The sequence below is a fragment of the Phenylobacterium sp. genome (assembly GCF_037968635.1).
GTDB lineage: Bacteria > Pseudomonadota > Alphaproteobacteria > Caulobacterales > Caulobacteraceae > Phenylobacterium.
Window position 1 is genome coordinate 15291 of the sequence record NZ_JBBKVV010000201.1, and the last position, 24261, is coordinate 39551.

General features: G+C 66.7%; 25 protein-coding genes and 1 other RNA gene. 15 read left to right on the forward strand and 11 right to left on the reverse strand.

Annotated features, from left to right (window positions below):
• Window positions 1-36: 36 nt before the first annotated feature.
• The 6 genes from AAC997_RS21010 to AAC997_RS21035 all read right to left on the reverse strand — a co-directional run bounded on the left by AAC997_RS21010 (window position 37) and on the right by AAC997_RS21035 (window position 4350).
• Window positions 37-459, reverse strand: a complete 423-nt coding sequence (locus AAC997_RS21010) for a MaoC/PaaZ C-terminal domain-containing protein (protein ID WP_305338173.1) — start codon at window positions 457-459, stop codon at window positions 37-39.
• 4 nt (window positions 460-463) lie between these two features.
• Window positions 464-970, reverse strand: coding sequence for a MaoC family dehydratase N-terminal domain-containing protein (locus AAC997_RS21015; protein WP_340647662.1), 507 nt, complete (start codon window positions 968-970; stop codon window positions 464-466).
• Window positions 971-1035: 65 nt separating this feature from the next.
• Window positions 1036-1641, reverse strand: a complete 606-nt coding sequence (locus AAC997_RS21020) for a CoA pyrophosphatase (RefSeq protein WP_340647663.1) — start codon at window positions 1639-1641, stop codon at window positions 1036-1038.
• A gap of 39 nt (window positions 1642-1680) precedes the next feature.
• Complete coding sequence (locus tag AAC997_RS21025; protein WP_340647664.1) at window positions 1681-2202, reverse strand: DUF1993 domain-containing protein; 522 nt, start codon at window positions 2200-2202, stop codon at window positions 1681-1683.
• 132 nt (window positions 2203-2334) lie between these two features.
• On the reverse strand, window positions 2335-3552 hold the full coding sequence (locus AAC997_RS21030) for an RtcB family protein (protein WP_340647665.1): 1218 nt from the start codon (window positions 3550-3552) through the stop codon (window positions 2335-2337).
• A 159-nt stretch (window positions 3553-3711) separates the two neighbouring features.
• A complete protein-coding gene (locus tag AAC997_RS21035) occupies window positions 3712-4350 on the reverse strand; it encodes a hypothetical protein (protein ID WP_340647666.1) in 639 nt (212 codons plus the stop codon).
• Window positions 4351-4531: 181 nt separating this feature from the next.
• On the opposite strand from AAC997_RS21035, the gene AAC997_RS21040 reads away from it, so the two are divergent.
• Window positions 4532-4786, forward strand: coding sequence for a hypothetical protein (locus AAC997_RS21040; protein ID WP_340647667.1), 255 nt, complete (start codon window positions 4532-4534; stop codon window positions 4784-4786).
• Window positions 4787-5109: 323 nt separating this feature from the next.
• Here AAC997_RS21040 and AAC997_RS21045 read toward each other — a convergent pair whose 3' ends face one another.
• Together AAC997_RS21045 and AAC997_RS21050 are read right to left on the reverse strand one after the other, a co-directional pair.
• Window positions 5110-5319 carry a hypothetical protein gene (locus tag AAC997_RS21045; RefSeq protein ID WP_340647668.1) on the reverse strand — a complete coding sequence of 70 codons (210 nt, stop codon included), beginning with the start codon at window positions 5317-5319 and terminating at the stop codon, window positions 5110-5112.
• Between the two features lie 47 nt (window positions 5320-5366).
• Window positions 5367-6308 carry an IS1595 family transposase gene (locus AAC997_RS21050; protein ID WP_340647669.1) on the reverse strand — a complete coding sequence of 314 codons (942 nt, stop codon included), beginning with the start codon at window positions 6306-6308 and terminating at the stop codon, window positions 5367-5369.
• Between the two features lie 438 nt (window positions 6309-6746).
• Here AAC997_RS21050 and ilvN point away from each other — a divergent pair, with 438 nt between their 5' ends.
• Together ilvN and AAC997_RS21060 are read left to right on the forward strand one after the other, a co-directional pair.
• A complete protein-coding gene (gene ilvN / locus AAC997_RS21055) occupies window positions 6747-7295 on the forward strand; it encodes an acetolactate synthase small subunit (protein WP_340647692.1) in 549 nt (182 codons plus the stop codon).
• A 556-nt stretch (window positions 7296-7851) separates the two neighbouring features.
• Window positions 7852-8511, forward strand: coding sequence for a helix-turn-helix domain-containing protein (locus AAC997_RS21060; RefSeq protein ID WP_340647670.1), 660 nt, complete (start codon window positions 7852-7854; stop codon window positions 8509-8511).
• Here AAC997_RS21060 and AAC997_RS21065 read toward each other — a convergent pair.
• Window positions 8508-9086: a septation protein IspZ gene (locus tag AAC997_RS21065; protein ID WP_340647671.1), complete on the reverse strand. Its 579-nt coding sequence runs from the start codon at window positions 9084-9086 to the stop codon at window positions 8508-8510. The two genes, AAC997_RS21060 and AAC997_RS21065, sit on opposite strands and share 4 nt — an antisense overlap.
• 155 nt (window positions 9087-9241) lie before the next feature.
• Between AAC997_RS21065 and ssrA the strand changes: the two genes are divergently transcribed.
• Window positions 9242-9604, forward strand: a transfer-messenger RNA (tmRNA) gene (gene ssrA / locus AAC997_RS21070).
• Window positions 9605-9623: 19 nt separating this feature from the next.
• Here the strand turns inward: ssrA and AAC997_RS21075 are convergent.
• On the reverse strand, window positions 9624-10724 hold the full coding sequence (locus AAC997_RS21075) for a hypothetical protein (RefSeq protein ID WP_340647672.1): 1101 nt from the start codon (window positions 10722-10724) through the stop codon (window positions 9624-9626).
• Window positions 10725-10736: 12 nt separating this feature from the next.
• Window positions 10737-12107 carry an MBOAT family O-acyltransferase gene (locus AAC997_RS21080; RefSeq protein WP_340647673.1) on the reverse strand — a complete coding sequence of 457 codons (1371 nt, stop codon included), beginning with the start codon at window positions 12105-12107 and terminating at the stop codon, window positions 10737-10739.
• Between the two features lie 154 nt (window positions 12108-12261).
• On the opposite strand from AAC997_RS21080, the gene AAC997_RS21085 reads away from it, so the two are divergent.
• The 11 genes from AAC997_RS21085 to AAC997_RS21135 all read left to right on the forward strand — a co-directional run bounded on the left by AAC997_RS21085 (window position 12262) and on the right by AAC997_RS21135 (window position 24260).
• Window positions 12262-12753 carry a ClpXP protease specificity-enhancing factor SspB gene (locus AAC997_RS21085; protein WP_340647674.1) on the forward strand — a complete coding sequence of 164 codons (492 nt, stop codon included), beginning with the start codon at window positions 12262-12264 and terminating at the stop codon, window positions 12751-12753.
• A 10-nt stretch (window positions 12754-12763) separates the two neighbouring features.
• Complete coding sequence (locus AAC997_RS21090; RefSeq protein WP_340647675.1) at window positions 12764-13234, forward strand: PaaI family thioesterase; 471 nt, start codon at window positions 12764-12766, stop codon at window positions 13232-13234.
• A gap of 1 nt (window position 13235) precedes the next feature.
• A complete protein-coding gene (locus AAC997_RS21095) occupies window positions 13236-14018 on the forward strand; it encodes a C13 family peptidase (protein ID WP_340647676.1) in 783 nt (260 codons plus the stop codon).
• Window positions 14019-14223: 205 nt separating this feature from the next.
• Window positions 14224-16386 carry a serine hydrolase domain-containing protein gene (locus AAC997_RS21100; RefSeq protein WP_340647677.1) on the forward strand — a complete coding sequence of 721 codons (2163 nt, stop codon included), beginning with the start codon at window positions 14224-14226 and terminating at the stop codon, window positions 16384-16386.
• Between the two features lie 146 nt (window positions 16387-16532).
• Entirely contained in the window at window positions 16533-18194 is a 1662-nt protein-coding gene (gene fliF, locus AAC997_RS21105) for a flagellar basal-body MS-ring/collar protein FliF (RefSeq protein WP_340647678.1), read from the forward strand.
• Window positions 18194-19225, forward strand: coding sequence for a flagellar motor switch protein FliG (fliG, locus tag AAC997_RS21110; RefSeq protein ID WP_340647679.1), 1032 nt, complete (start codon window positions 18194-18196; stop codon window positions 19223-19225). The genes fliF and fliG overlap by 1 nt, the downstream gene beginning before the upstream one ends.
• On the forward strand, window positions 19225-19878 hold the full coding sequence (locus tag AAC997_RS21115; RefSeq protein ID WP_340647680.1) for a flagellar assembly protein FliH: 654 nt from the start codon (window positions 19225-19227) through the stop codon (window positions 19876-19878). The genes fliG and AAC997_RS21115 overlap by 1 nt, the downstream gene beginning before the upstream one ends.
• A gap of 5 nt (window positions 19879-19883) precedes the next feature.
• Entirely contained in the window at window positions 19884-20219 is a 336-nt protein-coding gene (gene fliN, locus AAC997_RS21120) for a flagellar motor switch protein FliN (RefSeq protein ID WP_340647681.1), read from the forward strand.
• A 28-nt stretch (window positions 20220-20247) separates the two neighbouring features.
• Window positions 20248-21618 carry a sigma-54 dependent transcriptional regulator gene (locus AAC997_RS21125; RefSeq protein ID WP_340647682.1) on the forward strand — a complete coding sequence of 457 codons (1371 nt, stop codon included), beginning with the start codon at window positions 20248-20250 and terminating at the stop codon, window positions 21616-21618.
• Window positions 21619-21680: 62 nt separating this feature from the next.
• A complete protein-coding gene (gene flhA / locus AAC997_RS21130; protein ID WP_340647683.1) occupies window positions 21681-23780 on the forward strand; it encodes a flagellar biosynthesis protein FlhA in 2100 nt (699 codons plus the stop codon).
• A gap of 93 nt (window positions 23781-23873) precedes the next feature.
• Window positions 23874-24260: a DUF4282 domain-containing protein gene (locus AAC997_RS21135; protein ID WP_340647684.1), complete on the forward strand. Its 387-nt coding sequence runs from the start codon at window positions 23874-23876 to the stop codon at window positions 24258-24260.
• The last annotated feature ends 1 nt before the right edge of the window (window position 24261 follow it).

The following is a 24261-nucleotide window of genomic DNA, read 5'->3' on the forward strand; positions in this document are numbered from 1 at the left end:
GGCGGAGACCGGCAGCCGGTCTCCGCCTCTTGTCCGCTAGTCGTCGAGGCGGGCCTCGGCGTAGCCGCTGAGCACTTCGACGCCGGCCTGGTTGGTGGTCTTGACGTCGAACTCGGCGATCTTGGCGCCGTCCTTTTCGCTGATCGCCTTAAGGGTGGCGGTGGCCTCCAGGGTGTCACCGGGCCAGACCTGGCTGGTGAAGCGCACGCCGTACTTGGTCAGCCGCGCATCGCCCACGTAGTCGGTGAGCATCTTGCCGGTCATGCCCATGGTCAGCATGCCGTGGGCGAAGACTGACGGGTAGCCGGCCACCTGGGTGGTGAAGATCTCGTCGGTGTGCAGCGGGTTGTAGTCACCCGAGGCCCCCGCGTACTGGACGATCTGGGTGCGTTTCAGGTCTTCCACCAGACGAGCGGTGTGGGCGTCGCCCACCTTCAGTGATTTCGCGCTGAGCGCCATGTTCTTACGCCTTCTCAGCGGGTTGTTCGACGGGACGTTCGGTGCGCACACCGACGCCGCGGGCGGTGATCACCAGTTCGCCCTTCTGGTCGCGGTACTCGGTGACGCTCTCGGAGAAGACCAGCTTGCCGGAACGCTTGCCTTCCTTCTCCCAGGTCTTGCCGGGCGTCGTGGTGGCGGTGAGCACGTCGCCGGCCCGCATCGGGCGGTGGTACTCGAAGTGCTGCTCGGCGTGCAGGCCGCCGCCCCCACCACCGCCGCCACCGGGGGCGCGGGTGATGCCGGTGGCGTTCTTGCCTGAGCCGAACCAAGGCTGGCCGATCTTGGGCCGCAGGCCGTAGTCGGGATCGAACTGGGCGCTTGCCTGGGCGAAGGTCGGCGGGGCGAGGATGCCGCCGGCCTCGGTGCCCTTGGCGTAGTCGGCGTCGGAATAGACGCGGTTGTCGTCGCCGACCGATCTGGCGAACATGAGAATGTGGCTCGCTTCCACGGGAAATGTCTTGGTGGCCATTGGCTCCCTCTCCTGTGCGGTCTCTCGCCGCTCTGAAAATTCTATACCGCCTACTCTAAGGCCAGCTAGCGCGCCGTCCACTCCGGTTGGCCGATCATGCTGACGCGGATGTGGCGACCGTGCAGCCCGACCTCGCGGAATTGGTAGAGCCAGGCGGCGGTGGGCGGATTTATCCAGTTGTCGTCGGCGAACATCCGCTGGATCGGCTCGCCGCCGCTCGGGTTCTCCTCACTCATCGGGGAGCCGGGATGATCGAGGCGGGCCACAGGCTCGAACCAGGCGCGGTCCACCTCGGTGGGATCGGGGTTCAAGATCAACGCCTCGTCGGACCAGAACACCACAGGGGTCACCACATGGCCGCCCAGGGTCTCGAAATCGTCCAGCATCCCCAACACCTCGCCCGGGGTGATGGCGACGCCCAGTTCCTCGGAGGTCTCGCGGATGGCGGCGGTGACCGCGTCCTCGCCGGGCTCCAGGTTACCGCCCGGCAGGGCGTAGTTGCCCGCGCCCCGACGCATGGTCAGGGCGCGGCGGGTCAACAGATAGGTGAGTTCACCGTCCCTGCCCGACAGCACGATGGCCACAGCCGCCCGCCGGCGCTCGCCCGTCTCCAGGGCGATGCGCGGGAAGGCCGCGAGGTTGGCGGCGATACGATCCCGGTCTGCGTGCATGGCGCCAGCATGACGCTCTGGGCCGTCAGGGCAAGCCGCTCACGCCTTGAGGCGCAGGCCGCCCAGGTAGTCGCGCTTGCCCAGCGGCACGCCCTGCATCCTGAGGATGTCGTAGGCGGTGGTGGCGTGGAAATGCAGGTTGGGCAGGGAGAAGGACATCAGGAAGCCCTCAGCCGTGAAGGGGATTTTCCGCTCGCCCATGACGAAGGCCATGTCGCGGCCCTCGAAGCCGTTGACCTCGGCCGGATCCAGGGCCTTCAGCGAGGTGATGGCGTCGGCCACCAGCTTCTGCAGGTCGGCGTAGCTGAGCGGCGGGGCCGCGCCGCCCGGCGAGAAGGTCCCGGCGCGCACGCCGTCGATGGCTTCGGCGGAGTGGTGGACCACCGAGGAGATCTGGAACCAGAAGGGCAGCATGTCGGGGAAGAGGCGGATGTCGACGATGGAGTTGGGGTCGACGTTGTTGTCGGTGAAGTGCGACAGGCCCCGATCCAAGAAGCTCGCGACGCCGTTCAGCGACTGCAGGAATGAAGTGACGCTGACGTCATAGAGTGAAATCGCCATGGCCGGACGGGCCTCCCGTGCTTGTTGTTAAGCTGCTTGTCTGACATCGGCCCCACGGAAGGCCAGCGATTTTCGGACTCGTCGCGCGCTTATCAGAAAGGCGGGCGGCGCCTGTGCTCCGCCCGCCCCATCTCAGCCTTTGACGCACACCACCTGGCGCAGGGTGTGGACGATCTCCACCAGGTCGGCTTGGGCGGCCATGACCGCGTCGATGTCCTTGTAGGCCATCGGCGTTTCGTCGATCACCTCGGCGTCCTTCCGGCACTCGACGCCTTGGGTCGCCGCGATGTGGTCGTCCACCGTGAACCGGCGCTTGGCTTCGGTCCGGCTCATGGCCCGGCCGGCGCCGTGCGAGCAGGTGCAGAACGAGTCCCGGTTCCCCTTCCCGCGCACGATGAACGACCGGGCGCCCATCGAGCCGGGGATGATGCCGAGATCGCCCTCGCCTGCCTTCACCGCGCCCTTGCGGGTCACGAAGACCTGCTTGCCGAAGTGCTTCTCGCTGGTGACGTAGTTGTGGTGGCAGTTCACCGCCTCTTCCGTCGTCGCCAGGTCCGGGAAGGTTTCCCGGAGCACTTCGAGCACGCGCGCCATCATCACCTCGCGGTTGGCCTTGGCGTACTTCTGCGCCCAGCTGACCGCCCGGATGTAGTCGACGAAGCCTTCCGACCCTTCCGGGAAGTAGGCCAGGTCGGCGTCCGGCAGGTTGATGAACCACCGCCGCATGTCGGCCTTGGCCCGTTCGATGAAGTAGGTTCCGAACCGGTTGCCGACACCTCGAGACCCGGAGTGCAGCATGACCCATACGTCGCCAGCCTCATCGAGGCAGAGCTCGATGAAGTGGTTGCCGGTTCCCAGCGTGCCGAGGTGCCCCAGGCCGCGCGGGTGCGCCGCCTTGGCGTGCCTGTCCACAACCGCCTGGTAACCGGCTTCCAGCTCCGCCCACTTGGCGATGGCGATGGCCGGCGGCTCGTCGGCGTGCGCGCCCTTGTCGTTGCGCCCGCCGTTGTCGGTCCGGCCGTGCGGCACTGCGGCCTCGATGGCCGAACGGATTCCCGCCAGGTTGTCGGGCAGATGCTCGGCGCGGATCGAGGTCCGCACAGCCATCATGCCGCAGCCGATATCGACCCCCACCGCCGCCGGAATGATGGCGCCGGAGGTGGCGATGACCGAGCCGACAGTCGCCCCCATGCCCCAGTGCACATCGGGCATGACCGCGACGTGGCTGTGGATGAAGGGCAGGCTGGCGACATTGCGCAGCTGCTTGAGGGCGGACTCCTCAATGGGAACCCCTCGGGTCCAGGCCTTGATCAGGCCGTTCTTGCTCTCGATCACTTCGAACCCGCTCATGGGGTTCCCCTTTCCTATTTCGGCAATTATATACGTGACAAAGCAGACGCCCAATGCGAATCAAGGATGGACAGGCCGGCGCTCTAACTGATCCGACGCGAGGCGAGACGATCCTTCGCGACTTGCTGCTTTCCGAGTTTGGGCCGTTTGACGGGGAGGCTACTCGCCTGACCCCCTATCAAGCCGAGAGGCTTGCCCGGTCATGGTGGGGGCAACTCTCGGAAATTGGCGGTCGTACAGGTCCGCCCAAAGTCGCGAGATCCTAGTCTCGTAACCCTCAAGGCGCGTTTTGACGTCCTCCAGGTCCTTCACGGTCCATCCCTCACAACTCTTCCATAGGTCCCGAAGGGTGATAGCGGCGCGTTCAGCTACTTCGGGATTGGTCAGGAATGCCGAGGTCTTCCATATCTCCGCGAAGTCCTCTGCCGCGATCCGAATTGCGAGCTTGGGGTGATCGTCGCTGTGTCCCCAGATGTTGTGGACGATCTTGTTTCGCTCACCATAGCGCCCGCGCCAGTCATCCATGATGGCGGTGAAGCGTTCCAGGTCGTCAGGGCCGAGCGCATGTTGGGCTGCGGCCTGAAGCATGGACCGCTGAGCATCGGCGCTGCGGACGGCGAGGAACATTGGAATGGTGACGTGAGTCAGCCCGCCGGTCATAATCGCCAAGAGCGACCCGAGGCGGCTTTCAATGCGACCGGAGATGGCGACGATCTGCCCGATTACGCGGGCATGGTCTGGCCGGTCTTCGAGCCCCTTGAAGGTTAGGTGGCATTTCTTTCGGAGCGGCTGCGGCATGTCTGGTTCTTCCACTGAGACGACCCCTGAAGACGAAAAGCCCGACGACGCGGCCTTTGAGCGGACGCTCCGCAATCTGGCGAACACGCCGCCGACGCCGCACAAGCCGCCAGCGCCAAGCGCACCGACGAAATCGAAACCAAAGAGCTAGGGCGAAGGCGCCCTGAGAAGGGCTGTCAAAATGGCGATCACCGCGCTTATCGCCGCCGCGATCATCGCGCCCGTTGCGATCTTGTTGGCGTCCCTAGCTTTGTGGACGGCGCGAGAAGACAGGGAGTTTGCGGAAGCCGCCAGTTCGTTGGCCGACAAGGCCAGGGCGTTAGCGGCGTGTGCGATCTCATTGGAGGCCAAGGCCAGTGCGTTGGCCTCCCGCGCCTCCGCTGCGGCGGCCTCAGCAGCTACCGCCGCCCGCTCCGCCGCCGAAGCTGTCCGCTGAGACAACCTCTCTTGCTTGAATTGGGCCGTCTTGGTGTCGTCCTCGCGCCGAAGATCCTGCTCGGATAGCCACTTGAGGGCATGGGCCGACCATTCATCATTGTAGCCCGACCGCTCGACCTTATGTCGGACGGCGGCCTCGCCCTCCCGCGAAAAGCTCGAATATGCGGCAATCTGACTAACCACGGCTCCCCCAAACTGACCCAGCTAGACAACCGCTGCCGGCGGGACGGCCGGCTCGGCGAGCTTCACACCTTGCCTACTTGGAGTCGAATCTGATGCCCGAGGATCAGCTGCTAAAGCTGGCCGCCACGGTCTGGCGGATCACCGGTCAACGATGGATTGAAGGCTGCGCAGGAAGCCGTGGGCCGTGCGCGCAGTCTCCGATGAGTCCAGGCCCATCTCTTCAAAGCCCAGCGTTGCGCTCTCGAAAATCTCGTTGAGGTCCACCTGATCAAGAACCCCACGCGCCTTAAGCCGACCGAACAGGCCGACAAAGAGGCTGGTGAAGGCCGCGGCCATTGCGTCATCCATTGCGGGGTCCAGTTCGGCGTTTAGCGAGGATACGCCTCGCTTTCTGTTTACGCGTGCGCGCCTTCACTAGGCCGCCGATAGGTGAGGCGCTTACCGCCGATGCCGACCAAGGCGCGGTTGGTGCGCTCGGTGTCTTCCACGCCCAGACCTGAGCGGTTGGAGTAGCGGAAATCGAACTCCGCGAGGTAGCGCGAGAGGTGCGCTTCGCTGATGTGGTGATAGGTGCCGATCACGCCGCGCTTCAGGATCGAGAAGTAGTTCTCGACCGTGTTGGAGTGGTGGAAGCCCTCGCGGACATACTCACCAGCGGAGTGATCCACGGCGCTGTGACGGTCGAACTCGCGGCCCACGGCGGGATACATGCGGGCGCCATCGGTCATCAGGTGCGACTTGCGGCTGGCGTTCTTCACGATCACCGGGCGCAGGGTCTTGGCGGTCACGTTGGCGACGTGGAAGGAGCGGGCTTCACCGTTGCGCTCAACCAGCGTCACGACGGCCTGCTTGGCGCCGAAAACGTCGCCCTTCGCGGCGCGCTTGGACTTGTGCTTGTTGGCCTCTTTGCCGCCGACATAGGTCTCATCGACTTCAACGACTTTGCCGGAGCCGCCGAGGGGCGCGGGCGCATCAACGCGCATCGCCTCACGGATACGATGGAACATGAACCAGGCCGTCTTGTACGTGACGCCGATGGTGCGGCTGAGCTGCAAGGCGCTGATGCCCTTCTTGGAGGACGAGAGCAGGTAGGTGGCGAGCAGCCACTTGTTCAACTCGACCTTGGAACGCTCGAACACGGTCCCGACCGTCGCGGTGAACTGCGAACGGCAGGCGTTGCACTGATAGAGCCCGGCGCGGTGATGGGTGCCCTGAAGCTGGGTGGCTTCATTGACGACGCCGCACTTGGGGCAGATCGGGCCGTTCGGCCAGCGGGTCGCCTCAAGGTGAGCGCGGGCTTTGTCGGCGTCTTGGAAGATCGGATCGGTCAGGTTCATGGCGGGCGTCCTTCAGTAGGAAAACCCTACCGTTTCAACGCTGCTTTGTCACGTATATAATTGCCCCTATTTCCCATCCCCTCCCGGTTCCGGTTTCGGAAAGCGCGCCTCTGAAACGAGGAACCCCTCCCGGCCGGGCCGGGAGGGGTTCCTTCGTACATTCCAGATCAGATCGACCTAGACCGAAGCTCCCTCCCAGACGCGCGCAAAATCGCGCTCGGTCTTTTGACCGGGCTGCGAACTGACGAGCGAATTGGACAGGACCATGCAGGTCATGACGACGTTCCTTTCGGGGCGCGGCGGATAACATCGGCATTTCGACCGAACAACCGGAAATTGCACGCACGCCCTCCCCTGTGGCGCGAAAGACGCAGGCGAGGTTGCCCGCGGGCGGCGCATGTGAGAGGTCGTTTGCCGAAGCTTTTTGACGAGACCCTGATGTCCGACACCCAGCCCGCCTCCGTCTATGACCTGACGCCTTCGGAAGAGGCCGAGAGCCTGGCGACCTTCGCCATCCTGGTGGACAACGAGCCTGGGGTTCTGCACCGGCTGGTGGGGCTGTTCGCGGCCCGGGGCTACAATATCGAGAGCCTGACGGTGGCCGAGACCGACCGCCGCGCCCACACCAGCCGCGTCACCATCGTCACGCGGGGCACGCCGCATGTGTTGATGCAGATCGAGGCGCAGCTCGAAAAGATGGTGGCCACGCGCCACGTGCAGGACATCACCCGCGACCCCAACGGCCTGGAGCGGGAGTTGGCCCTGGTGAAGGTGAAGGGGTCCGGCGGCGACCGGGTCGAGGCCCTGCGCATCGCCGACATCTTCCGCGCCAAGGTTCTCGACACCACCATCGACAGCTTCATCTTCGAGCTGACCGGGGTCTCCTCCAAGATCGACAAGTTCGTCGACCTGATGCGGCCGCTTGGCCTGGTGGAGCTGTCGCGCACCGGCGTGCTCTCCATCACTCGTGGTTCGGAAGTCTTCTAGGCCTCGAAGCAGACCTCAGAACAGGGTCTCAAAAAACCGACCGCTTGGACGGTTTGTTTGTTGACGCCGCCGGCGTGCGGGTGTCTCCTCCTGCCAACAACGTGGCTGATCGGCGCGCGCCCGCAAGGGACCCGCACCAGAACCGGCCCAGACGGGATTTGGAAACGACAGGCGATCCATTCATCGCCAGCCTGCCTTTAGTTGATTGATAGATTTCGCAATTTTGCGTCTCAGCTCAATTTCGGGGTCGAGCCGCGCGAGTAGTTTTTGACGTGGTCGAATTTGACATTCAGACGGCTCGGCGCCGGCGGCTCTTCCAGGATGCCGCGGGGGTCATGGCTCACCTTCGGCGCCGGCGTCCGTGCAGTTTCGCATGGGCGCCGCGCTCCGATATCGAGCGCGAGATTTCACGCCATTCCGAGGTCCTCCCAAGCGGTCGCGAAGATCGTCTGGGCACTGGCGCCGGCGCGCGAGGCGCGTCGGCGCCTCTTTTCTTCACCTTGCCTCCCGTGGCGGAACACCCACAGGATGACGGCAGGTTGGGAGGCCAATGAATATGGGCGGCAAGGCGGTCATCGCGCCGGAAGCACGGCGCAGCCAGGCTGAGCGCACCGCCAGCATGCGGGCCCGGCTGATCGACGCCGCCGTCGACTGCCTGAATCGGCTGGGCTACTCGGCCACCACGCTCTCGACGATCGCGGAGGCCGGCGGCGTCAGCCGCGGCGGCATGCTGCATCAATTCCCATCGAAGGTGGACCTGATGCTGGCGGTGGTGGCCTACGCCTCGGGCGCCGACGAGCGGTCCAGCCAGCCTCCGGCTCTGAACGACGACGACGACAAGCTGGCCTACTTCATGTCGCGCACCGACCTGACCTGGCGGATGCTGACCCAGGCGCCGGCCATGGCCAAGCTCGAGATCATGATGGCCGCCCGCTCCGACAAGGTGCTGGCCGCCAAGTTGCCCGAGATGTTCAACAGCATCGAACAGAACCGTCGCGAACGGATGTGGGACCTGGCCCAGGAAATCGGCATCGACGACCGCGAAGCCATCGAAGCCATGGTGGGTCTGCACATGGCGGCCATGCGCGGCCTGGCCATGGAGCTGCTGGTCACCGGCGACCGGGCGCAGGTGGAGCGCTCCTTCGGGCTCCTCAAGGCCTATAAGGAAACCCTGATCTCTGGCCTGATCGCCAAGGCGGCTCGCACCCGGGCCTAGGCCGTCGCGCCGGCGGGCGCTTCTCGCGCGGCGATCATGCGACGCCGCACGACCGCGCGCATGGTCAGATACTGAACGGCGAAGAGCGCGATCTTCGACACCGTGGGGAAGATCGCCATGAAGGCCACCCAATGGTCGGTGAAGGCGACGGCCACCACAGCGTTGGCCGCGCCGCTGACGAACATCAGCCCGGCCCAAACATAGCCGAACACCACCATCACATCCTCGCCGTGACCGGCGGCGATGGGCGGCATGTAGCGCAGCATCCAGCCGCGCTTGAGCATGAAGGCGCCCACCAGCAGGTAGACCACCGTCGGCTTGACCATCAGGAAGCGCATGTCGTGGGTCAGCAGGCTGGCCGTGCCGAACACCAGGACCAGGCCCAGGCCCAGCCACTGCAGCGGGGCGATGGGACGCTTCATGATCTTCAGGACCACCACCTGCCCGATCCCGATGGCGATGGCGACACCGGCGGCGATGGTGGGATCGACCTTCAGGGCCACCAGGATCAAGAAGACGATGGTGGCCAGGAAATCCAGGACCAGGGGGCGAGCGGCGTAGATCAGGGGGTGCATGAGAAGGCCCTTGGGCGAGGTGCGAAACTTGACGCCCAGAGGCTAGGGCCGGCCCCGATTTCCGCCTAACCCGCTCACGCAGAATCGGTGGGCGTCCACGAACCCGCCCCCCCGTTTCACGTATCGCCAACGGCGTGACCCGGTTTTTGTCATCGGTTCTTCAATCCTGAACCAATCGCGCCTATATATGGGGGGTCGGGTTTCGGCTCGACTATGAGGATAAACGCGCACGTCATAAGCGGACTGGACCCGGGTGCGATTCCCGGCGGCTCCACCAATCTTCCCCCCGGTTATCGCGGGCAAGTGCGGGGCCGATCAGCATCGACAGACGTCTAAAGGTGTTGCTTTCTTCCGGCTTGGCCCACCGTTTCGGGCCTTAATCTAAATGCGAACGATAACTTCGCTGAAGAAGTCCGTTTGGCCGCGTAAGCGACCCGATAGATTTCGACCTAAACTCCTAGCGTCTTAGCAGCGCTAGGCGGGGCCCGGAGGGCGCCTTGCAACAGAAGCCCTCCACCTTTGCCTCATCTCGGTTTCTCAGTTGAAGTGCGCGGGTCTGGCGCCGCCGCAAACGGCTTCGCGGGCGGCCGGCAGGAAGAGGACGTAGTCCGGCTTCACCCGAGCGATCACCCGCCAGTCGAAGGTGCAGCGGTCCTCGTGGACCCAGGCAAGTTTGCCCACGAACGGGGCGAAATAGGGCGGCATCGGATCGGCCGTGAAGCTGTCGCCGATGATCAGCACCGTGGGGCCCGCCTTGCCGGTGTCGATCAGGAAGGGCGGGGCCGAGCGAGAGTTCAGACCCGCGATCGGAGCGCGGGCGACGCCGGGCGGCAGGGCGGTCGCGTCATGGACCTCCACCCGCTCGACGGCCTGTGGCTGGCCCGCCAGGCGCGGCAGATCCCCGTTGTCGAGGGACACTATGCCCCACGTCAGCGCCTTCGGATCAATGCGCCAACCGGGCTGGCCGAGGGCCGGAACGATCTGGTTATAGGCGACCAGCGATCCGCGCAGAGACCAGTGGCTGTCGTGTCGCCGGTAGACCTGTCCGTGGGAACCGGCGGCGCGCAGCGTCGGGCGCAGATCGACCGTCGTGACGCCGCACCTGGCCAGGCCGCTGAGGATCAGGTCGTACTCGGTGGGGGACCTGGGCGGCCCCGCCCAGTCGGGCGCCAGATCGGGCTCGATCTCGGCGGGCGATGGGGCGAGACTGGCCACCACGGTCACACCTGACAGCTTGCCCTTGGCCTCGCAGACGAAGGCGGCGTAGTCGGCGGCTCGGGCCCGATCGACCTCCTGGCCGGTGGAGCGGATCAGCCCGTCCACCAGGAACATCTGGCCGTTCTTGCCCGTCACCGCCGTGGCGGCCGCCCCCTCCCCCCCCAGCTTGCGTTGCAGCCTGGCGGCGGCCTGCATCAGGGGCTCGCGGAAACCGAAGTGGTCGGCGAGGTAGGCGTCGATCGCGCGCGGCAGCTTGCGCCATTCGGCGGCCGTCATGGGCATGGCCGGCACGGGCGCGAGGCGGCGGTTTTCCTGGAGCGACACCGTCTTGAACGGGACGAAGGGCATGGCGATCACCGGTGCGATCAGCACGGCCAAGACCACGAGGATGAGGTATCGGCGGGGGCGGGTCATCAGCATGGCGTCCCTCCCCTAGAACCGGAAATACAGGAAGGGGCTGTAGGCGCCCCAAGCGACCTTCAGCAGGCAGAGCGCCAGCAGCAGGACGACGCCGGCGGTGTCGGCCCAGGCAAGGCCATGGATCTTCCGCAGGGCCTTCGGCAGGCCGAACACCGCCAGCAGACCGCCCAGGGGGACCAGCCAGAGGTGCAGGGGCTGGAGCGCCGCATGGGTCTGCGCCTGCAGGCCACCCAGGCCGCGCAGACCCGCCATGCCGGTCCAGAGGTCGAGGACACGGGACAGGTCCGCCGCTCGGAACAGCACCCAGCCCAGGGTCACGGCGGCCAGCGCATAGGCCCAGCCGACCACGCGCGGCAGCTTGGCCAGGACAGCACCAAGCCCGGCCCGTTCCAGCACCAGGAAGGCCCCATGCCAGACGCCCCACAGCACGAAGGTCCAGGCCGCCCCGTGCCAGAGGCCGCAGAGCAGGAAAACCACGATCAGGTTGCGCCAGGTCTTCCAGGCCGGGCCGCGATTGCCGCCCAGAGGGATGTAGAGATAGTCGCGGAACCAGGTGGAAAGGCTGATGTGCCAGCGGCGCCAGAACTCGGTGATCGATGCTGACGCATAAGGGGTGCGGAAGTTGCGCGGCAGGGAGAAGCCGAAGATCACCGCCAGACCGATAGCCATGGTCGAATAGCCGGCGAAGTCGAAATAGATCTGCAGGGCGTAGGCGCCGGCGCCCAGCCAGGCCTCGATCAGGCCCGGCGCGCGGGCGTGGTCGAAGACGGCGTCAGCCAGGGGCGCGATGGGGTCGGCGATCAGCAGCTTCTGCGCCAGGCCGATGATGAAGATGCGAACGCCTGCCGAGGCGCGGCCCAGACTATGCCGGCGATGGGCCAGCCGGCGCGCGATGGTCTTGTAGCGGACGATGGGCCCGGCGATCAGCTGCGGGAACAGCGCGATATAGAGCGCCACCTGGGTCAGATCGTGGTTGGCCGGGAAACGGCGGCGATAGGTGTCGATCAGGTAGGACAGGCAGTGGAAGGTGAAGAAGGAAATCCCCAGCGGCAGGGGGATACCCGGATCGGGGAGGCCCAGGCTGACCGCGATCAGACCTGCGTATTTGAACACGGTCAGGGAGAGCAGATTGATGGCGACGGCCAGGGCCAGGGCCTGCTTTCGGGCCGCGCCGTCGCGGGCGTCGATGGCCAGGGCGGCCGTGTAGTTGACCAGGGTCATGGCCGCCATCAGCACCACGAAGACCGGCTCCCCCCAGGCGTAGAAGACCAGGGACGCGGCCAGCAGCACGGCGTTCTTCAGCCGGGTCGAGGGACAGGCGAAATAGGCCGCCAGACACAGGGGCAGGAAGACAAACAGGAAGGTCGGCGAAGCAAAAAGCATGTCGTTGAAGGCGGCCCCCGCTTGCCGAACCGTCTAGCCTGTCGCAGCCCGTGGCGCCAACGCCCCATAGGTCCCATTTGCGCGTGAGCCCGCTTGCGTGCGCGGCGCGAAACGCTACCCTTCGGGAAGTTGCCTATCGCCCCTCGGAGACACCATGGCTCAGGACCCGCCGGCCCAAGACCAGATGCACTACGAGGCGATGGCTCAGGAAGCGCTGCGTGGTGTGGTCAAGGCCGCCCTGAAGCGCGCCGCGGCTCCCGACGGCCTGCCGGGCGCGCACCATTTCTACATCACCTTCAAGAGCGAGGCGCCTGGCGTCTCCGGCCCCGCCGACCTGCTCGGCAAGTACCCGGACGAGATGACCATCGTCCTGCAGCACCAGTACTGGGACCTGGCGCCCGGCGAGACCTTCTTCTCCGTCACCCTGAAGTTCGGCGGCTCACCCAAGCGGCTGTCGGTGCCCTATGCGGCGGTGACCCGGTTCTACGACCCCAGCGTCCAGTTCCTGCTGTCCTTCGAGACCACGCCGGCGGCCGGCGAGGCTCCCGCCGCCGCGGCCGACAAGCCGGCGCCCGCCACGGACGCCCCCGACGTCGACCCCGAGGCGGCGAACGTCGTCTCCCTGGACCAATTCCGCAAGAAGTGAGCCCCCGACCATGACCGACGTCGCAGCCCCGGAACCCGAGGCCCTGACCGACGAGGCGATCCTGGCGCGCTTCCTGCGCTCCAAGAACCAGCCCACCGGCTCCCAGACCCTGGGCTTCCGCATGGTGGCGGTCAGCCAGGCCGAGAAGTCGGTGGAGGTGGCCTTCGAGGCCAAGGCCGAGCTGCTGCTCAATCCCATGAAGCAGATCCAGGGCGGCTATCTCTGCGCCATGCTGGATGAGGCGATGTCGACCGCCTGCATGGTGGCCTCGGGCATGACCCATGTGGCGCCCACCGCCGAGATGAAGACCACCTTCTTCCGCCCCGCCATGCCGGGAACCCTGAAGGGCATCGGGCGCGTGGCCAAGTGGGGTCGGACCATCGCCTTCACCGAGGGTGAACTCTACGACGCTGACGGCCGGCTGGTGGCCAAGGCCACGGGTACGGCGGTCCCCACACCCTTCCAGTCCTACAAGAAGTAGCATGGGCCCGCGCCGCGGTTTCCTCGGCGTCCTGACGGTCCTGCTGCTCGGCTGGACGGCCCCGGCGCTCGCCGCCGGCGGACCTTTCTCCGATTGGGCCGCCGTCGTGGTGGCGGGCGACTGGCACGCCCACACGGGCGGACCTTCTGAAGCCTTCGACAACGCCCGGCGTGACGTGTCGCAGGAATTGGAACGGATCGGATTCGACAAGGCCAACCTGCGACAGTTCTCCGTCCGACCTGAGCGCTACAAGGACGTGAAGGCCGGAAAATCGAGCCCCAAGGCCATCTACGAGGCGCTGACCGAGGTGGCGCCCAGGGCCCAGGGCGGCTGCCTGCTCTATGTGTCCTCGCACGGCGCGCCGCAGGGGGTGCTGGTGGACCAGGATATCCTGCCGCCGCGCCTGCTGGCGGCGATCCTCGACCGCACCTGCGGTCAGAGGCCGACAGTCGTGGTGATCTCGGCCTGCTTCTCCGGCGTCTTTATCCCGGACCTCGCCCAGCCCAACCGCATGATCCTGACCGCCGCGCGGCCCGATCGCACCTCCTTTGGCTGCGGAGAGTCCAACAAATATCCGTTCTTCGACGAATGCTTCCTGCAGTCGACGTCCGCCGCCCACGACTTCCCGAGCCTCGCCAAGGAGGTCCAGGCCTGCGTCTCGGCCCGCGAAAAGAAGGAGGGCATGACGCCGCCCTCCGAACCCCAGGTCTGGATCGGCCCGCAACTGCGCCCCATGCTGCCGCTTTACCCCTTCCCACCGGCCCCGCGGCCGAGGGCCTTCTAGAGTCGGATCGATCTGACCCGGTCAGAATGGCGCGAGCTCAAGACGCCGCGCTCTTCGGACAGGTTAAGCGGCGCCAGCTTCGCCAAGATGCGGCCGAAGGGTGACAACCTGTCTGCCCCTACGAACAGGCGCCGGGTTGAAGACCTCGCAGGCGCCTCTACAAGGAGGTCTTGCGCCAGCCCTTCACCCGAAGCCGATCCACCTGATGACTTCCGTCGCCAAAGCCGCCTTCGCCGCGCTTCTCCTGTTTCTGGCCGCCCCGGCTTCCGCGCAGGACGCCACCGCGCTCCCTGCGGCCTCCGACGTCAATCCCCGGGGCCCCGTGCCCTATGAGGCCCTGAGGCGGCCCGCCGTCCGCGCCGTCGCACGCCCCGCCGCGCCAAAGCCCGCCATGGTCGAGGCGACCGCGCCTGCGGTCTCCAGTCTGATCGCCACCGCACCCGCCGCACCCCGGGCCGCTTCCGGCGCGCGCCTGGCGCCGGGCCAGGCCTTGCCGGCCGCCGAACTCGAAGCCTATGTCGACGGCGTCGTGAAGGACGCCATGGACCGGGAGCACATCGCCGGCGTCACCGTGGCGGTGATCCAGGACGGCCAGGTGGTGCTGAAGAAAGGCTACGGCTTCGCCAGCCTGTCGCCGGCCCGCAGGGTCAATCCCGACACGACGCTGTTTCGGGTCGGTTCGATCTCCAAGACCTTCACCTGGATCGCCCTGATGAAGGAGGTCGAGGCTGACCGCATCCGCCTGGGTCAGCCGATCAACCTCTATCTGCCGGAACAACTGCAGGTGAAGGATCAAGGTTTCCACACGCCGATCCGCGTGCGCAATCTCCTCGACCATTCGGCGGGCTTCGAGGACCGGGCCTTGGGCCAGCTCTTTGAAAAGAACCCCGCCCGCGAGCGGCCCCTGCAGGCCTATCTGCGGCAGGAGCGCCCCCGTCGGGTCCACGCGGCGGGCTTGCTCTCCAGCTATTCCAACTACGGCGCGGCCCTGGCCGGCGAGGCGGTCTCCTACGTCTCCGGCAAGCCCTTCGAGCGGCTGATCGAGGAGGAAATCCTCCTGCCGCTCAACATGAACCACACCACCTTCCGTGAGGCGCGACCGACGGAGGCGGGTCTGCCGGCCCCGATGCCCGAGGCTCTGCAGGACGATCTGTCCGAAGGCTATCGCTGGACGCCGACCGGTTACGCCGCGCGGCCCTACGAATATATCGGCCACATCGCGCCCGCCGGCTCCGCGTCCTCCACCGCCGGGGACATGGCGCGCTATATGCAGATGCTGCTGAACGGCGGCAGCCTCGACGGCGCGGTGATCTACGGCCCCCGCGCGGCCAAGGCGTTCGGGACTCCGCTGCGGCGCACCGCACCGGGGATCAACGGCTGGCCACATGGTTTCGCGGCCTATGACCTGCCGGGTGGGCACAAGGGTTTCGGCCACGCCGGAGGCACCCTGTCCTTCCTGTCCAACATGGTGGTGGCTCCGGACCTGAAGCTCGGCGTGTTCATCAGCACCAACACCGAGACCGGCGGCGATCTCGCCGCGCGTCTGCCTGGCCGCATCGTGGCCCAGTTCTACGCCCCGCCGGCGCCCTTCCCCCGCAAGGGCGCGCCGGCGCTGGTCGACAGTCGCGAAGTCTATCAGGGCTATTATCTGGGAACGCGCCGGGCCTATCGCGGCCTGGAATCCTTTGTCGGCAGGTTGATCAGCGGCGTCTCGGTCAGCGTCACCGACGACGGTCGCCTGGTCACCTCAGGCGGCATGGGTGCGGCAGCCCGCAGCTGGGTCCCCCAGGGCGATCCGAGGAGCGGCCGCTTCATCTCCACCACCGGCTTTGAAAGATTGAACTTCGACGTCCGGGCGGGCAAGGCCATCAACTTCACTCCAGCCGACGGCGTCTCGACCTTTGAACGCACGGGTTTCTGGAATCAGCCGACAAACCTGCTGATCCTTGCTGGCCTTACCGCGCTGGCCGCCGCCGCGACCCTGGGCGGCGTCCTGCTGCGCAATCGCCGGGAATTCCGCGAGACCGGCATCCAGCGCCTGGCCAGCCTGATCCACAACATTCACGCCACCCTGTGGCTGACCTCGATGGCGCTGTTCCTGGTCTGGGTCTCCAAGACCGACGATCTGGCCAACGTCATGTACGGTTGGCCCGGCCCGGCCCTGATCATCGCCTCGGCCTGCGCCTGCGTCGCCGCCCTGATGACCGCCGGCACCCTGATCATCCTGCCCGCCGTCTGGCGCGGCGGCCGCCGGGTCGACAGCTGGACCCAGGCGCGCAAGGCGGGCTTCACCTTCACGGTGGCGCTCTACACCGCTTTCTCGGTGGTTCTGGGCCTCTGGGGCGCCCTGGCGCCCTGGGGCGGTTAGCCTGCACCCTGCGACATTGCGTCCCCCTCACGGCGACAGCGACGCTCAAATGTAAACGGCTCATTTACCAAGCACTGGGTAAATCCTGCCTAGCGGCGGGCGCATTCTGTGACGGCCCCCCGCTTTGAAACAGGGACGGCCTCGCGTTGAACAGTTTCGTCGCCGCCTTGCAACGGTTCGGTCTCGGACGGGTCGCCGCCATGCTGGGCGTCGGCATCGGGGTGGTGGCCGCGATCGTCGCCCTCTCGATGAACCTCGGTCAGCCCAAGTCCCTGCTCTATTCGAACCTGGACCTGAAGGAGGCCGGCACCATCACCGCCGCCCTCGACCAGGCCAATGTGAAATACGAAATCAAGGGCGACGGCTCGACGATCCTGGTGGGCCGCGACCGGGTGGGCTCCACCCGCCTGCTGCTCTCGGGCAAGGGCCTGCCGACCTCAGGCTCGGTGGGCTACGAGATCTTCGACAACGCCAACGCCATGGGCCAGACCGACTTCGTCCAGCAGCTTAACCGCCAGCGCGCCCTGGAAGGCGAGCTGGCCCGCACCATTCAGGCCCTGGACGGCATCACCTCGGCCCGCGTCCACCTGGTCCTGCCCAAGCGCGAACTGTTCGAGGAAGAGGCCGAACAGCCGTCGGCCTCCGTCAGCATCGGGGTTGGGGGGCGTGAACCCGGCGCCGACCAGGTGCGCGCCATGCAGAACCTGGTGGCCGGCGCCGTTCCCAACCTGAAACCCGACCGCGTCACCGTGGTGGACCAGCACGCCAAGACCCTTTCCGGCGGCGAGGCCGGCGACGCCATGGCCGCCGACGGCCGCAAGAGTGACGTGGAGCAACGCATCACCAAGACCATCAAGGCTCTGGTCGAGGGCATGGTCGGCCCCGGCAAGGCCCGCGTGAACGTCACCGCCGACCTCGACCTGTCACGCATCACCATCGCTGAGGAAAAGTTCGACCCGGACGGTCAGGTGATCCGGTCTGAATCGACGACCGAACAGAACGCCAAGGAGAACGGCCCCAGTTCGGCGGGCCAGGTCTCGGCCACAGCCAATATCCCCGGCGCGCCCGGTGCGGAAACCGACAACAGCGTGTCCAACAGCGGCAGCACCGAATCCACCACCAACTATGAAATCTCCAAGACCACCCGCACCGAGGTGAAGGAACCTGGCCAGCTGAAGCGCATCTCCGTCGCGGTGGCCGTCGATGGCGTCACCGCCCCGGCCAAGGATGGCAAGCCCGGCGCCTATACCGCTCGCAGCGCCGAGGAGATGCAGCGCCTGGAGCAATTGGTGCGCACCGCGGTCGGCTATGACCAGGCCCGGGGCGATCAGGTGACCGTGGTCAACGTCCGCTTCCCCTCCACCGTCGACGCCGATGGGACGACGGCCGCCAGCCCGTTGATGGGCTTCGACAAGAACGACATCATGCGCGCCGCTGAGCTGGGCGTGATGGCCATTGTGGCGCTCGCCATGATGATCTTCGTGGTCCGCCCCATGCTGGGCGCGGGCGGCGGCCGTGGCGGCTCGGTGGGCGGCGGCCTCCCGGCCCTGACCATGGCCAGCGCCCCGCAGATGACCCGCATCGTCACCACCGCGGACGGCCAGCCGATGCAGGTCGCCGTCGATCCGTCCACCGGCCAGCCCCTGGCCCTGCCCGGCCCCGGCAATGAGCTGGAGCAGCGGATCGACATCGCCCGTATCGAGGGCCAGGTGAAGGCCTCCTCCGTCAAGCGCGTCGCCGAGTTCGTCGACAGCCATCCTGAAGAGTCGGTGTCGCTGCTGCGCACCTGGCTGCATGAGACCACCTGATGGCCGTCGCCTCCAAAGGCAAGGCGATCACCGACGTGTCCCGCCTCAGCGGGCCGGAGAAGGCTGCCGTTGTCCTGCTGGCGCTGGGCGAGGACCACGGCGTCATCTGGCAGCAGCTGGACGACGAGGAGATCAAGGAGATCTCCCAGGCCATGGCCGGCCTCGGCAACGTGGCGGCCTCGGTGGTCGAGCAGTTGCTGGTGGACTTCATCTCCGGCATGTCCGGCGCCGGCGCGATCATGGGCTCGTTCGAGCAGACCCAACGCCTGCTGGCCGCCTTCCTGCCGGCCGAGAAGGTCGACACCCTGATGGAGGAGATCCGCGGTCCGGCGGGTCGCACCATGTGGGACAAGCTGGGCAACGTGAACGAGGCGGTGCTCGCCAACTACCTGAAGAACGAATATCCGCAGACCGTCGCCGTCGTGCTGAGCAAGGTGAAGTCCGAGCACGCCGCCCGGGTGCTGGCCGCCCTGCCGGAAGACTTCGCATTGGAATGCGTCACCCGCATGCTGCGGATGGAGCCGGTCCAGCGCGAGATCCTCGACAAGATCGAGCAGACCCTGCGGACCGAGTTCATGTCGAACCTGGCGCGCACGTCCAAGCGCGACAGCCACGAGATGATGGCCGACATCTTCAACGCCTTTGATCGGCAGACCGAGGCGCGCTTCATCGCCGCCCTGGAAGAGCGCAACCGTGAGAGCGCCGAACGCATCCGCGCCCTGATGTTTGTCTTTGAGGACCTCTCCAAGCTCGATCCGGGCGGCGTCCAGACCCTGCTGCGGGCCGTGGAGAAGGACCAGCTGGGCCTGGCCCTCAAGGGCTCCTCCGACTCCCTGCGGGAGATGTTCTTCTCCAACATGTCCGAGCGCGCCGCCAAGATCATGCGCGACGATATGGAAAGCATGGGCCCGGTACGCCTGCGCGACGTCGATCAGGCGCAGATGGCGATGGTCCAGGTGGCCAAGGACCTCGCCGCCAAGGGCGAGATCATGCTGGCCGGCGCCGGCAGCGACGATGAGCTGATCTACTGATGGCCAGCGACATTCCCCACGAAAAGTTCGGCTTCGATACCGTCTTCGACGGCGCGGGCGAGGTGGCCTTCGCTCAGCCGAGGCCGAAGCGCGCCTACACCGCCGAGGAGGTTGAGGCCGTGCGCCAGACCGCCTTCGCCGCCGGCGAAAGCCAGGGCCTGGCCTCGATGGCGGCCCTCCAGGCCCAGGCCCTGTCGCGCGTCGCCGACGCCGCCCGCGCGGCTCTGCCGACCCTGGCGGAGGTGGCCCACGAGCACCGGCTGGGCTCGGCCCACCTGGCGCTCGCCTGCGCCAAGGCCATCGCTGACGCCGCCCTGGCCCGCTTCCCGGAGGCCCCGATTCAGGCCGCCCTGGAATCCCTGGCCCGCGAGATCGAGGCCGCCCCGCGACTGATGGTGTCGGCCTCCCCCGATCTCGCTGTCGTGCTGGAGCCCCTGCTGGCCGATGTCGCCCAGAACATCGGCTACACCGGCGCGATCCACATCAAGGAGGGCGCCGGTCTCAGCGGCGCGGCCTTCACCCTCGACTTCGGCGACGGCGCGGCGGCCTACGACCCCGCCGCCGCGGCTGAACGCGTGGCGGTGGTCCTGGAAGCGGCGCTCGCCGCCGAGGGTCTGCACGCCGAACCCCTTATTCCTGGAAGTGAAGGCTAATCCCCATGGCCGAGAACGGACTTGAGTTCGACGAATTCGCCCCCGGCGATCCGCTCGCCGACATGTCGATGGACATGGAGGACAAGACCGCCACCGACCTGGCGCCGGTCTTCGACGTCCCGGTCTCCATTTCCGCGGTGCTTGGCCGCGCCACCATGTCAGTCGCCCAGCTGCTGCAGCTCAGTTCCGGGAGCGTGCTGGAACTGGATCGCAAGGTCGGCGAGGCCATCGACATCTACGTCAACAACCGTCTGGTCGCCCGGGGCGAGGTCGTGATCGTCGACGAACGCCTGGGCGTGACCATGACGGAAATCATCAAGGACGGGGACTCGGCGGCCTGACGGCCCCTGGAGTCTGAGGAGATTTGATATGCGGCTTCTGGTCGTCGGAAAACTGAATGGACAACTGTCCACCGCCGTGAAGATGGCGATGTCGGCGGGCGCCAAGGTCAGTCACGTGGAGACCATCGCAGCCTGCACCCACGCCCTGCGCGCGGGTCAGGGGGCGGACCTCCTGCTGGTGGACTATGACCTCGACATCGCCGCCCTGATCGCGGCCAACGAGGCCGAGCGGATCCGGGTGCCGGTGGTGGCCTGTGGGGTCGACGCCGATCCCAAACGGGCCGGTGACGCCATCCGGGCGGGCGCCAAGGAGTTCATCCCCCTGCCCCCCGAGGCGGAGATGATCGCCGCGGTTCTGGCCGCCGTCTCCGACGACAACAAGCCCATGGTGGTGCGCGACGCCGCCATGCAGGCGGTGATCTCGTTGGCCGACCAGGTGGCGGGCTCGGAAGCCTCGATCCTGATCACCGGAGAAAGCGGCTCGGGCAAGGAAGTTATCGCCCGTTACGTCCACCAGAAGTCGCGCCGGGCGTCCAAGCCCTTCATTTCGGTCAACTGCGCGGCCATCCCGGAGAACCTGCTGGAAAGCGAGCTGTTCGGCCACGAGAAGGGCGCCTTTACCGGGGCTCTCGCCCGCCGCATCGGCAAGTTCGAGGAAGCCAACGGCGGCACCCTGCTGCTGGACGAAATCTCGGAAATGGACGTGCGCCTGCAGGCCAAGCTCCTGCGCGCCATCCAGGAGCGCGAGATCGACCGGGTCGGCGGCTCCAAGCCGGTGAAGGTGGACATCCGGATTCTGGCCACCTCGAACCGGGACCTGGTTCAGGCCGTGAAGGATCACAGCTTCCGCGAGGACCTGCTCTACCGGCTCAACGTCGTGAACCTGCGCCTGCCGGCCCTGCGCGAGCGGCCCGGCGACGTGGTCGCCCTGGCCGAATTCTTCGTCAAGAAGTACGCCGCCGCCAATGGCGTGGCCGAGCGTCCGCTGTCGGGGGAGGCCAAGCGCCGCCTGGCCGGTCACCGCTGGCCGGGCAACGTTCGGGAGCTGGAAAACGCCATGCACCGCGCCGTCCTCCTGGCCATCGGTCCGGAGATCGACGAGGCCGCCATCCGACTGCCGGACGGCCAGCCCCTGGCCGCCCCCGACCCCGGCTCGCGCACGGCCTATGCCGCCGCCACCGCCGCGGAATCGGCGACCCGCAACTTCGTAGGCCAGACGGTGGCGACCATGGAACAGCAGCTGATCATCGACACCTTGGAGCACTGCCTGGGCAACCGCACCCACGCGGCCAACATCCTAGGCATCTCCATCCGCACCCTGCGCAACAAGCTCAAGGAGTACAGCGAGGCCGGCGTTTCGGTTCCCGCACCCCAGGGCATGGGCGCGCACGCCGCCTGATCGCCTGACCTCTTCGCTCTCCGCCAGTCCTCTCCGGAGGGCGGGCGCTTCGGATTCCATCCATGGCTGACGTCCCCGCAGGTTACGGCACGAACCGCCCCTCCGCCGGAGAGGTGTGGAGCTGGATCGCGCGTGGTGAGGTGGCCCTGGCCATCGGCGTCATCGGCGTCGTCGTCCTGCTGATCCTGCCGATCCCGGCCTTCGTGCTGGACGCGCTTCTGGCCCTGTCGATCACCAGCGCCGTGCTGATCCTGATGACTTCGCTGCTGATCAGCCGACCGCTGGAATTCACCGCCTTCCCCACGGTGCTGCTGGTCACCACCCTGTTCCGCCTGGCGCTGAACATCGCCTCGACCCGCCTTATCCTGGGCCACGGTCACGAGGGTGCGCACGGGGCCGGCAAGGTCATCGGCGCCTTCGGTGAACTGATGACCGGCGGCAGTTTCGCCATCGGGTTGATCGTCTTCGCCATCCTGGTGATCGTGAACTTCGTGGTCATCACCAAGGGTTCGGGCCGGATCGCCGAAGTCGCCGCCCGCTTCACCTTGGACTCCATGCCCGGCAAGCAGATGGCCATCGACGCCGATCTCTCCTCGGGCCTGATCGACGAAGACCTGGCCAAGAAGCGCCGCAAGGAGCTGGAGCAGGAATCGACCTTCTTCGGCGCCATGGACGGCGCCTCGAAGTTTGTGCGCGGCGACGCGGTCGCCGGCCTGATTATCGTGGCTATCAACGTCATCGCCGGGATCCTGATTGGGGTGATCCAGCACAAGGTCCCGATCGGACAGGCCGCCGCGACCTATACCATCATGACCATCGGCGACGGCCTGGTCAGCCAGATCCCCGCCCTTGTCATCTCCATCGCCGCCGGCTTCCTGGTGTCGAAGGCCGGGGTCGACGGCTCGGCCGACAAGGCCCTGGTCACCCAGTTGGCCATGAACCCGGTCGCGTTGGGCATGGTCTCTGCGACGTCGGGGATCGTCGCCCTGATCCCCGGCATGCCGATCATTCCCTTCGCCATCGTGTCCCTCGCCGCGGGCCTGCTGGCCTGGAGACGCGGCCACGCCCGGCCGATAGCGCCTGAACAGAATGCGCTGACCGTGGCGGCTCCCACCGCCGAGGAGCAGGAAGAACCGATCAGCCAGACCCTGGCCATCGACGAGATCAAGATCGAGCTGGGCTACGGCCTGCTGCCGCTGATCAACGACCTTGAGGGCCGACGCCTGACCGACCAGATCAAGGCCCTGCGACGGACGCTGGCCACCGACTACGGCTTCGTCATGCCCGCGGTGCGCATCCTCGACAACATGAGGCTGGCCTCTCAGGGCTACATGATCCGCATCAAGGAGATGGAGGCCGGCGGCGGCGAGGTGCGGCTGGGCTCCCTGATGGCGATGGACCCGCGCGGCGGCCAGGTGGACCTGCCGGGAGAGCACATCCGCGAACCGGCCTTTGGCCTGCCCGCCACCTGGGTGGACGACAGCCTGCGCGAGGAAGCCACCTTCCGTGGCTACACCATCGTCGATCCTGCCACGGTGCTGACCACGCACCTGACCGAGATCCTCAAGGAAAACATGCCCGATCTGCTCTCCTATGCGGAGCTGCAGAAGATGCTGAAGGACCTGCCGGCCGAGCAGAAGAAGCTGGTGGATGACCTGGTCCCCCAGGTGGTCTCGGCGACCACCATCCAGCGCGTGCTGCAGGCCTTGCTCAAGGAGCGGGTCTCGATCCGCGACCTGCCCTCGATCCTGGAAGGCATCGGCGAAGCCGCGCCGCACACCCAGTCCATCACCCTGCTGGTGGAACAGGTTCGCGGCCGCCTGGCCCGCCAGCTCTCCTTCGCCCACCGTGGCGAGGACGGCGCCTTGCCGATCATCACCATGTCGGCTGAATGGGAGAACGCCTTCGCCGACGCCCTGATCGGTTCGGGCGACGAGAAGCAACTGGCCCTCGCGCCCTCGCGCCTGCAGGAGTTCATCCGTGGCGTCCGCGACAGCTTCGAGCGCGCGGCGCTGAACGGCGACTCACCGGTGCTGCTCACCAGCCCTCAGGTCCGCCCCTATGTCCGCTCGATCATTGAACGCTTCCGCGGCCAGACGCCGGTGATGAGCCAGAACGAGGTCCACCCCAAGGCCCGCCTCAAGACCGTCGGGACGATCTAGGCGCGCTAAACGTGTGCGCCGTTGCAGGCGCGCTTTTCGACTGGTAGCGGTTTCGCCCACGGGGCGATTGTCGGCTCCGAGCTTGGACATCGCATGCGACCATCCAAACCCACTTCCCGGCGCGGCGCGGGGGCCAGCCTGTTCTGGGACCTGCTGACCTTTGAGCACCTGATGACCAACCAGGTCATCCATCTGATCTATTGGGCGGGCCTGGGTGTCATCGCCCTGATCGCCTTCGGGGTCATCGGCACCGCCGTCGGCGTCGCCCTACGCGAAGAACTGCTGATGGGCCTGTTGCTGGCCGCCAGCGTCCTGGTGGGCGGGTTCCTGGTGGTGGGCGCCCTGGTGCTGCTGTGGCGCTCATTCTGCGAACTCTATGTGGCCCTGTTCCGCCTCAGCGACGATCTGCACGCGCTTCGCCAAGCCGCCGACGCCGAACACTCGGTCCGCGCGCCGCCGCCGCCTTCGCAACAGCGGTAGG